The sequence below is a fragment of the Sphingobacterium sp. UBA6320 genome, from assembly GCF_002440335.1.
GTDB lineage: Bacteria > Bacteroidota > Bacteroidia > Sphingobacteriales > Sphingobacteriaceae > Sphingobacterium.
The window spans coordinates 3868-17835 of the sequence record NZ_DJTA01000019.1; the positions used below are offsets into that span (position 1 = coordinate 3868).

11 protein-coding genes are annotated in these 13968 nt (G+C 37.5%); 8 read left to right on the plus strand and 3 right to left on the minus strand.

What is annotated here, in order from left to right; all coding sequences use genetic code 11:
• Positions 1–33: 33 nt before the first annotated feature.
• Positions 34–2850: a carbamoyl-phosphate synthase large subunit gene (carB, locus tag B3P23_RS11335; RefSeq protein ID WP_045754063.1), complete on the minus strand. Its 2817-nt coding sequence runs from the start codon at positions 2848–2850 to the stop codon at positions 34–36.
• Between the two features lie 226 nt (positions 2851–3076).
• Entirely contained in the window at positions 3077–5344 is a 2268-nt protein-coding gene (locus B3P23_RS11340; protein ID WP_293926017.1) for a family 20 glycosylhydrolase, read from the minus strand.
• 143 nt (positions 5345–5487) lie between these two features.
• Here B3P23_RS11340 and lipA point away from each other — a divergent pair, with 143 nt between their 5' ends.
• The 7 genes from lipA (at position 5488) to B3P23_RS11375 (ending at position 11850) form a co-directional block, all read left to right on the plus strand.
• Positions 5488–6369, plus strand: coding sequence for a lipoyl synthase (gene lipA / locus B3P23_RS11345; protein WP_045754064.1), 882 nt, complete (start codon positions 5488–5490; stop codon positions 6367–6369).
• A 91-nt stretch (positions 6370–6460) separates the two neighbouring features.
• Positions 6461–7024, plus strand: coding sequence for a Crp/Fnr family transcriptional regulator (locus B3P23_RS11350; RefSeq protein WP_045754065.1), 564 nt, complete (start codon positions 6461–6463; stop codon positions 7022–7024).
• A 100-nt stretch (positions 7025–7124) separates the two neighbouring features.
• Positions 7125–8516 (plus strand): TolC family protein, encoded by a 1392-nt coding sequence (locus B3P23_RS11355; protein ID WP_248754871.1) that lies wholly within the window; start codon positions 7125–7127, stop codon positions 8514–8516.
• A gap of 2 nt (positions 8517–8518) precedes the next feature.
• Positions 8519–9490, plus strand: a complete 972-nt coding sequence (locus B3P23_RS11360) for an HlyD family secretion protein (RefSeq protein ID WP_293926023.1) — start codon at positions 8519–8521, stop codon at positions 9488–9490.
• 5 nt (positions 9491–9495) lie between these two features.
• On the plus strand, positions 9496–10677 hold the full coding sequence (locus B3P23_RS11365; RefSeq protein ID WP_293926025.1) for an ABC transporter permease: 1182 nt from the start codon (positions 9496–9498) through the stop codon (positions 10675–10677).
• 236 nt (positions 10678–10913) lie between these two features.
• On the plus strand, positions 10914–11162 hold the full coding sequence (locus tag B3P23_RS11370) for a hypothetical protein (RefSeq protein WP_094771721.1): 249 nt from the start codon (positions 10914–10916) through the stop codon (positions 11160–11162).
• Between the two features lie 169 nt (positions 11163–11331).
• Complete coding sequence (locus tag B3P23_RS11375) at positions 11332–11850, plus strand: hypothetical protein (protein WP_293926028.1); 519 nt, start codon at positions 11332–11334, stop codon at positions 11848–11850.
• A 135-nt stretch (positions 11851–11985) separates the two neighbouring features.
• Here the strand turns inward: B3P23_RS11375 and B3P23_RS11380 are convergent, their stop codons facing one another.
• Positions 11986–12396: a BrxA/BrxB family bacilliredoxin gene (locus tag B3P23_RS11380; protein ID WP_045754070.1), complete on the minus strand. Its 411-nt coding sequence runs from the start codon at positions 12394–12396 to the stop codon at positions 11986–11988.
• A 171-nt stretch (positions 12397–12567) separates the two neighbouring features.
• On the opposite strand from B3P23_RS11380, the gene ahcY reads away from it, so the two are divergent.
• On the plus strand, positions 12568–13884 hold the full coding sequence (gene ahcY, locus B3P23_RS11385; protein WP_045754071.1) for an adenosylhomocysteinase: 1317 nt from the start codon (positions 12568–12570) through the stop codon (positions 13882–13884).
• Positions 13885–13968: the final 84 nt, after the last annotated feature.

The following is a 13968-nucleotide window of genomic DNA, read 5'->3' on the forward strand; positions in this document are numbered from 1 at the left end:
AGAAGGCTTTTTTATTGGATCAGAGTTTTAAGCTTATTTCGATAAGAACATCGATTTTTTAGCCACTAAATCTCTAAAGTAAGGATCATTTAAATCTTTGATGAAACGGATAGCTTCACCTGTAGATTTCATTTCTGGACCTAATTGTTTATCAACTTCAGGGAATTTAGAGAACGAGAATACCGGTTCTTTGATTGCCCAACCTTGTAACTTGCGCTCGATTTTGAAATCTTTCAATTTGTTTACGCCTAACATGATTTTTGTTGCAATATTGATATAAGGAACGTCATATGCTTTAGCGATAAATGGAACCGTACGTGATGCACGTGGATTTGCTTCGATGACATATACATTTTCACCTTTTACAGCAAACTGTATATTTAGTAAACCACTTACATTTAATGCTTTTGCTAGTTTAACCGAATACTCCGCCATTTTATCTTGTACAGCTTGTGTTAAGCTGAACGGAGGCAATACGGCATAAGAGTCACCCGAGTGAATACCTGCAGGCTCGATATGCTCCATCATACCAATGATGTGTACATCTTCACCATCACAGATGGAATCAGATTCTGCTTCTTCAGCACGATCCAAGAAGTGGTCAATTAAGACACGGTTTCCAGGAAGGTTTTTCAGTAAGTTCACTACTGCTTTCTCTAAGTCATCATCGTTGATCACGATGCTCATGCCTTGACCACCTAATACGTAAGACGGACGAACAAGAACTGGATATCCAACTTCATTTGCAACTTGGATTGCTTCTTCTGCAGATTCAGCAACACCGTATCTTGGATAAGGAATATCTAATGATTTTAATAAATCAGAGAAGCGACCGCGATCTTCAGCTAAATCCATGTTTTGGAAATCTGTTCCGATGATCTTAACACCAAGAGCTTCTAGCTGATCAGCCATTTTAAGAGCTGTCTGACCACCTAACTGAACGATAACACCTACTGGTTTCTCTAATTCAATGATTTCGCGAACATGCTCCCAGAATACAGGCTCAAAGTATAATTTATCAGCCATGTTGAAATCTGTGGAAACAGTCTCTGGGTTACAGTTAACCATGATGGCTTCGAAACCAGCTTCTTTAGCTGCTAATAAACCGTGTACACAAGAATAATCAAATTCAATACCTTGACCGATACGGTTAGGACCTGAACCTAATACGACGATTTTTTTCTTGTCAGAAGCTACGGATTCGTTTTCCTCTTCAAAAGTAGAGTAGTAGTATGGTGTTTGTGCAGGGAATTCTGCAGCACATGTATCAACCATTTTATACACGCGGCTAATACCTAGTTCCTTACGGCGATCATAAACCTCATCTTCAGTAACGTTGCCTAATAACCAAGAGATTTGAATATCAGAATAACCTTTTTGTTTCAAGGTCATAAAGAAATCTTTAGGAATATTATTCAATTGGTAACGGCGAAGTTCAGTTTCTAACGCTACTAATTCTTGAATTTGAAGTAAGTACCATTTATCGATACGTGTTGCTTTACGGATAGATTCCAGAGGAACACCTAATTCGAAAGCATCTTTGATATGGAAAAGACGATCACCACTTGGATGCTCAAGGCTATCCATGATCTCTTCTAAATTGCGTAGTTGACGACCATCAGCTCCTAAACCAGCACGGTTTGTCTCTAATGATTGACATGCTTTTTGTAATGCTTCGATGAACGTACGGCCAATTGCCATCACTTCACCTACTGCTTTCATTTGTAAGCCTAATTCTTTGTTTGCTCCTTTGAATTTATCAAAGTTAAAACGAGGTACTTTGACGATTACATAATCTAAAGTAGGCTCGAAATAAGCTGAAGTTGTTTTGGTAATTTGGTTCTGTAACTCATCCAAATTGTAGCCGATTGCTAATTTTGCAGCGATTTTAGCAATTGGGTACCCCGTTGCTTTAGATGCCAAAGCTGAAGAGCGCGATACACGTGGGTTGATTTCGATAGCGATGATATCTTCATTCTCTGGGTTAACGGAGAACTGGACGTTACAACCTCCCGCGAAATTACCAATCGAGCGCATCATTAAGATGGCTTGATTACGCATGCTTTGGTAGCATTTGTCAGATAAAGTCATACCTGGTGCAACTGTGATCGAGTCACCTGTATGGATTCCCATTGGATCAAAGTTTTCAATCGTACATATGATGATTACATTATCATTTGTATCACGTAGCAACTCTAATTCGAATTCTTTCCAGCCTAAAACTGCTTTCTCTACTAACACCTCGTGTGTAGGAGAAGCGCTTAAACCTCTACTTAAAGCAGCGTCGAACTCATCTTTCGAGTGTACAAATCCACCTCCAGTACCTGCTAATGTGTAAGAAGGACGAATAACTAATGGAAAACCAATTTCTTGTGCTGCTTCTTTACCTTCTAAGAAAGAGTTTGCGATTTTGGAAGGTGCTACACCTACACCGATATCAATCATTAATTGACGGAACTCTTCACGGTTTTCTGTTTTTTCAATTGCAGCAACATCAACACCGATAACTTTAACATCGTATTTTTCCCATAGTCCGATGTTTGAAGCTTCGATACATAAGTTTAACGCTGTTTGGCCACCCATAGTAGGGAGTACGGCGTCAATCTGCTGTTCTTTAAGAATTTCTTCAATACTTTCTACAGTTAAAGGAAGTAAATAAACGTGGTCTGCAATGACTTTATCAGTCATGATCGTTGCAGGGTTTGAGTTGATGATGGAAACTTCAATGCCTTCTTCTTTTAAAGAAAGGGCTGCTTGAGATCCCGAATAATCAAATTCACAGGCTTGACCAATTACAATTGGACCTGATCCAATGATTAAAACCGATTTAATGGAGGTGTTTCTTGGCATTATATCTAGTTCAAAAAATAAAATTTCAAAGTATGAACAAAGACAATCAAAAATGCGCTTCGAGAAGGGTATATTCCGACCGCTTTGTCGGAGTGCAAAATTACATTATTTTATTTGATTTTTTGGAATTTATTTTCAGATAAATCATTTAAACAAAATAGGGAAACAAAAAATGGAGAAGCAACTTGTTTTGAAATCGCGCTTCTCCATCATTTTGATGCTGTATTTAATACACAATCAGTTCATCTGCAAACAGAAATCCTTTTTTAGGATTTGTCGCTACAACACGAACATAACGTGCATGCTGCGGCTTTGCCAATTTAAGTTCAAACCGTTTAAATGTTAATGTCGGATCTTGGTCTGAGACATCATTTTGAACGATACCTACTTCTCTAAATGTACGACCATTTTCGGATAATAGTACTTTAAATTCTCCCGGCATATATACTCCTGGACCGGTAATTTGCATGAAGTTCATCGCCACACTACTGATTTCTTCACGGCGCTCAAAATCAACAACTACATCGAGATCTTTCAAAAATCCCTGCCATTGACCATCTTGGTATGTCAGTCCGCCTTTGATTCCATTTGTTAACGTCAATTCCTGTTGTGCAGGATAACCATCACTCCATTTGTTATTGTAGGTAACCGTTTTTCCGATCGCTTTATGCACATCCAATTGAATCGTTTCGATCGGTCCGACTTGAGTAGAGTCCAAGAAATAAGCCGCTTTTATAATTGCTGGTACAGATAGATCAAACGAGTTGTTATAAGGAGTCGCCTGGTAGGTCGGTTTTGATCCATCTATCGTGTAGCGGATATTGCTGGCATGCAATTGCTCGGTACTTAAGGTAACGTTATTAGATCCCTTCTTTTCGTCAAATACGACAGTTCCTTTAACATTGTAGGATGGTCGATAGTAGTTGATATCAAAGTGCTGTAAGATTTTGTAGTGCGATTGCAGTCGCTTATGAAAATTTGGCCAATTTTTAAGATCCGATTTTGTCCATACCACTTCCGATAAAGCTAATGCTCTGGGAAAAGCCATGTATTCGAGTTGAAAATAGTTAGGCATATATTCTGCCCATAAGTTACCTTGAGCTCCTAATACATGTTTTATTTTATCTTCTTGAATACCACTTGGGATCGGGTTATATTCGTAGACTTTGCTGATCGGAAGATATCCACCTATGGTCTCGGGTTGTGTTCTCGGATCTGTCTGGTAGGAGTCAAAATAAAGGTGAGATCCTGGAGTCATAATCACATCATGACCGGCATTGGCCGAGTTGATTCCGCCAGATTCACCTCTCCAGCTCATGACCGTCGCACCTTTTGTCAAACCGCCTTCTAAAATCTCGTCCCAACCAATGATCTTGCGACCTTTGGATTGAACATATTCATCAATTTGTTTAATGAGATAACTTTGTAATTCTTCTTCAGATTTTAAGCCTTCTTTTGTTTTTAATGCTTGACATTTAGGACAAGTTTTCCAATGTTTTTTATCGGCCTCATCGCCACCAATGTGAATATAAGGGGAAGGGAATATTGCAATGACTTCATCCAGTACATTTTTTAAAAATTCAAAAGTTTTTTCATTGCCTATACAAAATTCTGATTGGGTATAGGGTTTGCCCGAACACGATAATTCGGGATAAATTGCCAAGACTTCTTCTGAATGTCCAGGCATCTCGATTTCCGGAATAATATTTATTCCTTTTTTAGCAGCATATTCTACTAACTCGCGCGCTTGTTCTTGTGTGTAAAATCCACCGCTGGCATTTGGCGTTCCTGCATCAACATATTGACGGCCATTATTCCACCAATCTTTCCATTTGACATGTGTACGCCACGCTGCTTTCTTGGTCAGTTCTGGATATTGTTTGATTTCTAATCTCCATCCTGCACCATCGGTGAGGTGCCAATGTAAATTATTGAATTTGTAGATCGCCATAATGTCCACAAATTTCTTCATGATATTGAAAGGAATAAAGTGTCGAGATGGGTCTAAATGAAGTCCGCGATAAGAAAAAGTAGGCTTGTCTTCTATATCTAGTGCAGCAATTTGTGTTGGATCGTCTTGTAAATAACCCAATTGGACTAATGTGTAGATTGCATTGATAACTGGAGCAACTTCATGCGCCAGTACGACGATTCCTTTTTCGCTGATGGCGATACGATATGCTGATTTGTCCAATTTATCGGAGTCTTCAGCTTTTAAGATACGAATACCTTCCTTAGGTGCTTTCTTGATCTTTTTTACAATTTCAGTGGTTAAGGATGCAATTGCAGGATGTTCGGCTAATAATTGACTCGCACTTACAAAATCTTGTGAAACAAAGATTTTGGGATGAGTCGGTATGTGATAGGTTCCTACCGCTAAGGTCAGACTTGCCGGTTTAGGGATTAAGTCGAAATTTTGTTGTGCAAATATATTCAGAGGCAACAACCCCGCTAATAGTACCAAAGTTATTGAATGGCTAAATCGCATATTCATTGGGATTAAATGTGATGTTTCACAAATATCATAAAAAAAACAATATGTTTAATACTAATGCGTACAACTAGAAACGGATATTATGATAGTATTCAAACAAATTGGCAATTAAAAATTACATTTATAATCATTAACTTTGCCTTATGATTGAACTTCCAGTTATTCCTGCAACACAAACACAGCGTAAGCCAGATTGGTTGCGTGTAAAATTGCCAGTTGGTAAAGAATACAGACATGTAAGAGGCCTTGTAGATGAGCATAAGCTACATACGATTTGTGAGAGTGGTAATTGCCCGAATATGGGTGAATGTTGGGGTGCGGGAACCGCTACATTTATGATTTTAGGAAATATCTGTACGCGTTCTTGTTCATTTTGTGCTGTAGCGACGGGTCGTCCTAAAGCAGTTGAATTGGATGAACCTGCGCGTGTTGCTAATTCTGTTAAATTGATGCAAGTGAAGCATTGCGTCATTACATCTGTTGATCGTGATGACCTGAAGGATGGTGGTTCTATCATCTGGGCAGAAACCATTAACGCTATTCGCCAAGAAAGTCCTACAACGACATTAGAAACTTTAATCCCTGATTTCAAGGGACAATGGGAAAATCTTGATCGTGTACTTGCTGTTCGTCCAGAGGTTGTCTCTCATAATATTGAAACGGTTAGACGTTTAACTCGTGAAGTACGTATACAGGCAAAATATGATCGCTCATTAGAATGTCTCCGCCGTATTTCTGAAGCAGGTCTGCGTACAAAATCAGGTATTATGCTTGGTTTTGGAGAAACTGAAGCAGATGTTATCGAAACTATGCAGGACTTATTTAATGTAGGTGTTGATATTTTAACCATTGGTCAGTACCTGCAACCTACCAAAGCGCATCATCCGGTAGTGGAGTGGATAACACCAGCTCAATTTGATGTATACAAAGAAATTGGTTTAAAAATGGGATTCAAATATGTGGAGTCAGGTCCCCTAGTAAGATCTTCATACCACGCAGAGAAACATTTGTTTGATATGCAATAGTGGTGTATATATATGTTATAAAAGCCCTAAATATGTCAATATTTAGGGCTTTTTTATGAAATAATGATTTTTAATTGGCATATTTAAAGATATGACTGCATTGGAACATTTCAAAAGCCTATATTCGATTGATGATGACTTAACGTTATTGTTTTCCCAAATTATTGAAACCAAAGAATTTCATAAGGGAGATATAATCTTTGAACCGGGTAGCTATTTGAGGTATATCTATTTTATAGAATCGGGTTTTAGTCGTATATTCTATTTCAAAAATAACAGAGATATCACCCATTCTTTTTTTGGATCGAATACATTTAGTACCGGTATAGAAAGTGTTTTTTATCAAAAACCATCTATCTTCGGTTTTCAGGCACTCACCAACTGTAAAATTTCGCTTATACCTTTTCAAACGATATATGAGTTGTCAAAAACAAATATTATTGTAAGTCAGATCATACAAAAAGTGTTATTGGGTTCAGTGATCAGCTATTCTAACCGATTTTACAATACGCAATTTCAGACTGCACTGGAGCGTTATCAACTGCTGTTGACAGAAAATCCTGAGCTTTTTCAAAATGCTTCTTTAGGCCATATTGCCTCTTATCTAGGTATATCTCAACAAACGCTATCGGTTATTAGAGGGCAGTTAGTATAATTTTTCCTTTTTAAGATATCTTAAAAATTAAACCGTAAAACATACGCACCTTTGTATTGTTAATAGTGATACTAATCGACCCTTTAAAAGAGTTATGAATATGTTAGTTAAAAAAATTTCATGCTTAATATTGTTATTGCCATTCTTTCATCAAGGGATTTCCTATGCGCAGCAAGGTATAAGTCCGCAGTTGAAAGAACCTATACAAAAGGCAATTCAGAATAATAGCGATATTAAAAATAGTTATTTAGAAAATCAGAAGACGCTTTTAGATCAGAATACTGTTAGCGGAAAATTATTGCCCCATGTGACTGCTATGGGCATGTATGGTTATCTCCATGGCACTGGTGAATTGGATCTCCCAACGAAAACTTTACCATTGCTCGGTCTGAATCTTTTTGAAGGTGCTCAGAAATTCAATGCCTCATCTCAGATAGGATTTGCAGGAGTAAATGCCACTCAAGTAATTTTTAGCGGATTACAGATCACTAATGGCAAAAAAGCTTTAGATGAAAAATATAAAGCACAGCAATTGATGACAGAGGCAGGTTATGAAGGATTGGCACAGGAGGTGGTTCAGACATTTGATCAGATCATGTTATTAAAAGAAGTGGATGCGTTGATTGCTGATTCGGAAAGAAGATTGAATAAAGAACATCTCAAGGTTATAAAAGCAATTGAAAATGGTTTAGCTATACCCTATGATCGTGATAAAATCAAACTGGCGATGTTGGAGTTAGAAAGTAAAAAAGCAGAATCCCAAAATAACCGTGAGCTTTTATATTTTAAATTAGAAGAACTGACCAAGATGCCAGTCGATAGTCTTAAGCTCGTTAGTTATCCGCTTGAGTTGGTTGTAGTAGATCCTGTACAGCCAGCTGTGGAGAACCGGAAAGAGATGCAAGCTTTGGCGAGTTCTCAGCGCGCTTATGAATATGTGTTGAAAAAAGAAAAGGGTGCACGATTGCCCCAAATCTTTGCATTTGGTAGTGCTTTTTACTTCAATGCATTTGATACCAAATTTAAATTCAAAGATGTACCGCTTATGGGAGATGTAAATCTGAGTGCCAATCATTTTCAACTGGCTCCAGGTTTTGCTGTAGGTGTAGGGGTTAAATGGGATGTATTTGATGGTAATCAACATCGCAATAATATCAAAAAAGCAAACCTTGATCTGGTTATGAACCAGAACAAATGGAATGATACGAAAGATAAGCTATTGCTTTTACAGCGTAAAACAAATTCGGATTATCAGTTGTCCATGAAAAAGATGGCTGTCCATGAGCAGCAGATTAAAATTGCCAATAATAATCTTGTTCTAGCATCAAAGCAATTTGAGGCTGGCTTAATCGATGTGACAGAAAGATTAAGTGCGGAAAACGAATTATATAAGCAATCGCTTAGTTTTTACAATCAACTGTTGGTTCAGCGTATCGCTGTTTTAGAATTATTAAAATCACAAGGAAGTCTTTATCAATCACTAGTCAAATAATTATGAGAAAATTTATATATATCCTAGTCATCGCAGCATTTATACAGGGGTGTGGTCATGATGCACCTCTCAAAAATTCTTTTGAAGGAAAGATTGAGCGGGATCAAATTGCTGTCACAACTAAGATTCCGGGAAAAGTACATCAAATATTGGTGAGTGAAGGAGATGTTGTACAAGCTGGCGACACCTTGATGATTCTCGAATTTCCAGAAGTGGAGGCTAAGTCCATTCAAGCAAAGGGTGCGCTTGAGTCTGCTGAGGCGCAATATAATATGGCTGTAAAAGGAGCAACTGATAACCAGTTGAAGCAATTGCGTGCTAAACGGGATGGACTGCGAGAGCAATATCAATTTGCTGAGAAATCATTGACAAGAATGCAAAACCTCATTAAAGATTCTTTGGTGGCGCAGCAGCAGTATGATGAAGTTTACATGAAATTTCAAGGGGCAAAGAATCAATACTTAGCAGTACAAGCGGAGTTGGCCGATGTGGAAAACGGTGCGCGTATAGAACAGCAGAAGATGGCTTTGGGACAAAAGGAGCGCGCTATTGGTGCTGTTTCTGAGGTCGATGTTGCCACTAAAGAGCGTTTTATCATCGCACCTCAAAATATGACGGTAGAAACAATCAATTTGAAAATTGGTGAACTTGCTTTGGCAGGGTATAGTTTAGTTTCGGGATATCTCATCGATGGTACATTCTTTAGGGTAACAATTCCTGAAAAACAATTGCATAATCTGACTGTTGGCAGTAAACAGACGCTATCTTTTCCTTATCTCAAGGATAAAAAAATAGCGGCAGAGGTGGTTTCGATTAAAGCTTTGAGTTCATATGCTAATATTGCGACTGCGTATCCTGATTTTGAACAGCAAGAATCATTATTTGAAGTGAAATTGAAACCGGTTCAAAAAGATGATGCGCAGCAATTGTTGACAAAAGCGACGTTTATCCTTCACCTCGATACTACAAAATAAGTATTATGCGTACATTCCTATCCTTATTAAAGCGAGAATTTCAACTCTTTTTCCAAAATAAAGTGTTGCTCATGCTTTTCGTGGGAGCGCCTATTTTATACGGTGTTTTAATTGGTGCTGTCTATCAAAAGGGTAAAGTAACCCATTTGCCTATAATCGTGGTGGATCAAGACCGAAGCCCGCTGAGTAAACAACTGATCACGATGTTTAATGAAAGTGAAGTCATTTATGTAGCTGCGATTTTGCCTGATGCGTTTAATGCAAAACAAGAGGCACTGAAACATGAAGCTACGGTAGTGGTTCAAATTCCTAAAAATTTTGATTCGGATGTGAACTATAATAGAAGCACAGAATTAACATTTTTTGTCAATGCTGCTAATACCTTGACATCCAACTATGCAAGTATGGCTGCAAATGTTTGCGCTGCAACGCTAAAGGCAGGAATTCAAATAAAAGCGCAACAGAAAAAAGGTGTTCCTGAATATGTCGCAACTCAGCAATATGAACCTTTTAAAACGACTATCATAAGGCAGAATATTAAAAGTGGCAATTATTTGTATTTTATGCTACCTGGTGTTCTTTTGACTGTACTACAACAAGTCATGATGCTTGCCTTAGCATTAAGTTTTGCTTCTGAATTTGAAAAGGGAACATTTAAAGATTTAGTCTCAAAATCGTCGAATGTACTCTTATTGATATTGGTTAAGATAGCCCCTTTCTTATTGATGTCTATTGGGATATATATCCTCTATTATGGTTTTTCAATTTTTTACCGGATGCCATTGCACATACCTATGGCACCTTTTCTCTTTGGGACCATACTATTTCTACTTGCTGTCAGCTTTATTGGCATATTGGTCAGCATCATAATCCCTAGCCAGCTTAAAGCGACTGAGATCCTGATGGTGATCGCTACACCAAGTTTTATCTTGAGCGGTTTTACTTGGCCTTTAAGTCAAATGCCGGATTGGGTCGTCCATATTTCAAAATTGATACCTCTGACACATTATTTGGAAATATTTAGGGTTCTGGTGATTGAACAAGGTATAGTGGAAAATGTGCGGTCATCTATTGCTGCACTTGCATGGACGACTGTGATTTGCTTTATTCTTTCATTTGTTTTATTATATCTGAAAGTGAAAAAAACAAAGAAAGAGGGGAGAGCACCTGCTACAAGTGATATCTAATGGGTAGGAATAGATGGATAATGTCCTTTTAGTATGCGTGTTTGCGTATACAGTTTTATCCAAGTTTCATTTTATGGGTGTCCTATTGAAGCTTTAGCACATTAAATTATTAAGAGTCAATAATTAATTTTATTGACTCTTAATGTATTGTAAATAAGTTTGTTAATTGTTTTAAAGTATGCTTTGTGGCACTTGGTTTGAGCACTTCATACCAAACGACACTAAATATCTTGATTATGAAAACAATGAAATTTTCGGTATTGGTAGCCACTTGGGTTGCTATACTCACAGTGTTCAGTCTGACATTCGTCTCAGCTCAGCAAAAGCAGCCAGAAAAGATGGTCAAAAAAACAGAGCAAAAGATGGCTCCAGCCATTCCTGTAAAACAAAATCCAGAAGTGGCAAAAGATTCTACTTCGGAAAAAAAAGTAATGGATAGAAAAATGAACAAAATGATGCCTAAACCTAAACCTCCGGGTAAATAGGTTTAAGTAAAACGATACAAAGAAGAGCAGGTTTGGCATGGATACATGTCAAACCTTTTTTATCATTTATCTGTTGTGTTAAATGTGTGTTAATTGCTTGAAGTCTAGATGTTATTGGCATTTGTTTTGAATTTATGTAACTAGTTTTTACACTTAAAAATATTGGGTTATGAATACCTTAAATTATTTTAAAAAATGGGCAGCAGTAGCTGCATTGGTTTCTATGTTTGGAATTGCAACAAGCAGTGCACAAGAAACACCTCCACATCATAAGGCAGTTAAAAAAGCAGAGAAGACGGTTAAGGATAATACAACCGTGACCAAGGAAACAGCAAAACAATCTGCTAGAAAAGAAAGTGCTGCTGCAAAAACAGAGGCTGACAAAGCTGTGAAGTCAGCAGAAAGAGCCAAATCTGATGCCGCTAAAACAAAAGTGACAGCAAAACAATCTGCTAGAAAAGAAAATGAAATTTCAAAAGCAGAGGCTAATAAAGCTGTAGAGAAAGCAAAAAGTAATGCTTCGGTTTCTACTGTTAAAATGAAAAATAGCGTTTCAGCAACTAAAAAATCGGGTACGGATAAGCTATCATCAGAGAAATATAATGGACATGCTGTATATATCGGTCCAGAAGGTGGCAAATATTATATCAATAGCAATGGTAATAAAACATATATACCAAGAAATTAATATTGTTTTGTTATAGGAGACAGATCCAGGTGTTTGTCTCTTTGACAGCTGAAAAAATTGATTTTTAACACATCAAAAAAGGCTATTCGAATAACTCGAACAGCCTTTTTCTTTTTCAAAAATCAAAATAAATGATTAGCAGTACTCGTCAAATGCTGCAACTAAATTGTCGGCAATCATTTGTGCAGAGCGACCCTCAATCATATGTCTTTCTATCATATGAACTAATTTACCATCTTTGAACAGAGCCATTGCAGGAGAAGATGGAGGATAAGGCAACATATAGTTTCTAGCTTTATCAACGGCGTCTTTTTCCATACCTGCAAATACCGTTACAAATTTAGTAGGACGTTTTTCATTTTTTACTGCCGCTTTAGCTGCAGGACGGGCATTTGCTGCTGCACAACCACATACTGAGTTTACAACGACAAATACTGTACCTTCAGTAGCGATAGCTGCATCAACTTGCTCTGCAGATTTTAACTCTTCGAAACCTACATCTGTAAGCTCCTTACGCATTGGTTCTACTAAATATTCTGGATACATAATCTTCTTTTTTAAATTTAATACTACAAATATAAGGGTTGTTAGGAGCTAAGTCAAGACATTAGTCTCAAAACAATGTCAGAATTTGAAAGCTTTCAAATTCAACGTTTTGATTTAAAGGTATTGATTGGTATTTTTGCTAATAAATTTAAAACTTAAAAAGAAGAATATATGTCATCAGTAGCAAGTACATACGTACCATACAAAGTTAAGGATATCAGCCTTGCAGAATGGGGTCGTAAAGAAATAGAATTAGCGGAAGCTGAAATGCCTGGCTTAATGAGCCTTCGTGCTGAGTTTGGTGCAGCAAAACCATTAAAAGGTGCGCGTATTGCTGGTTGTCTTCACATGACTATCCAAACTGCGGTGCTTATAGAAACTTTGGTTGAATTGGGTGCTGATGTAACTTGGTCATCTTGTAATATCTTTTCTACTCAAGATCATGCTGCTGCTGCTATTGCCGCTGCAGGTATTCCTGTTTATGCTTGGAAAGGTATGAATGAAGAGGAATTTAACTGGTGCATCGAGCAAACGTTATTCTTTGGTGAAGATCGTCAACCCTTAAACATGATCTTAGATGATGGTGGTGATTTGACAAATATGGTGTTTGATAAATACCCGGAATTGATTGCTGAAATCAAAGGTTTATCGGAAGAAACAACAACAGGTGTTCACCGTTTATACGAGCGTATGAAAAATGGTACACTTCATTTACCTGCGATCAATGTCAATGATTCGGTTACGAAATCTAAATTTGATAATAAATATGGTTGCCGCGAGTCATTAGTTGATGCGATCCGCCGTGCTACCGATTTGATGTTAGCAGGTAAAGTAGCTGTAGTGGCTGGTTTTGGTGATGTAGGTAAAGGTTCTGCTGAATCATTACGTTCGGCTGGTGTACGTGTTATCGTGACAGAAATCGATCCAATCTGTGCACTACAAGCAGCAATGGAAGGCTTTGAAGTGAAAAAATTTGCTGATGCAGTGAAAGAAGCAAATATCGTTGTGACGACTACGGGTAATAAAGATATCGTTCGTGCTGAGCATTTCAAAACAATGAAAGATAAAACAGTTGTTTGTAATATTGGTCACTTTGATAACGAGATTGATGTAGCTTGGTTAAATAGCAATTACGGTAATACTAAAATTGAGATCAAACCTCAAGTGGATAAATACACGATCGATGGTGTGGATATTATTTTATTGGCAGAAGGTAGATTGGTGAATTTAGGCTGTGCTACTGGACACCCTTCATTTGTGATGTCTAATTCATTCACTAACCAAACGTTAGCGCAATTGGAATTATGGACAAATACTGCTGCTTATGAAAATAAAGTATATACCCTTCCAAAATATTTGGATGAAAAAGTAGCACGTTTACATTTAGCGCATATCGGTGTTGAATTAGACGTATTGACCGAAGAGCAAGCTGCTTATATTGGTGTTACTGTTGATGGTCCGTTTAAAGCTGAAGCTTACCGTTACTAACATCAAATATTTAAAAATAAAAAACGCCTCAATTGCTTTCAATTGAGGCGTTTTTGTATAATAATGATTATTAGCCGGATATAT

Bases quoted from the DNA above. Each gene is read 5' to 3' on its own strand.
- carB (WP_045754063.1), bottom strand. From the start codon at position 2,850: ATGCCAAGAAACACCTCCATTAAATCGGTTTTAATCATTGGATCAGGT.
- B3P23_RS11340 (WP_293926017.1), bottom strand. From the start codon at position 5,344: ATGAATATGCGATTTAGCCATTCAATAACTTTGGTACTATTAGCGGGG.
- lipA (WP_045754064.1), top strand. From the start codon at position 5,488: ATGATTGAACTTCCAGTTATTCCTGCAACACAAACACAGCGTAAGCCA.
- B3P23_RS11350 (WP_045754065.1), top strand. From the start codon at position 6,461: ATGACTGCATTGGAACATTTCAAAAGCCTATATTCGATTGATGATGAC.
- B3P23_RS11355 (WP_248754871.1), top strand. From the start codon at position 7,125: ATGTTAGTTAAAAAAATTTCATGCTTAATATTGTTATTGCCATTCTTT.
- B3P23_RS11360 (WP_293926023.1), top strand. From the start codon at position 8,519: ATGAGAAAATTTATATATATCCTAGTCATCGCAGCATTTATACAGGGG.
- B3P23_RS11365 (WP_293926025.1), top strand. From the start codon at position 9,496: ATGCGTACATTCCTATCCTTATTAAAGCGAGAATTTCAACTCTTTTTC.
- B3P23_RS11370 (WP_094771721.1), top strand. From the start codon at position 10,914: ATGAAAACAATGAAATTTTCGGTATTGGTAGCCACTTGGGTTGCTATA.
- B3P23_RS11375 (WP_293926028.1), top strand. From the start codon at position 11,332: ATGAATACCTTAAATTATTTTAAAAAATGGGCAGCAGTAGCTGCATTG.
- B3P23_RS11380 (WP_045754070.1), bottom strand. From the start codon at position 12,396: ATGTATCCAGAATATTTAGTAGAACCAATGCGTAAGGAGCTTACAGAT.
- ahcY (WP_045754071.1), top strand. From the start codon at position 12,568: ATGTCATCAGTAGCAAGTACATACGTACCATACAAAGTTAAGGATATC.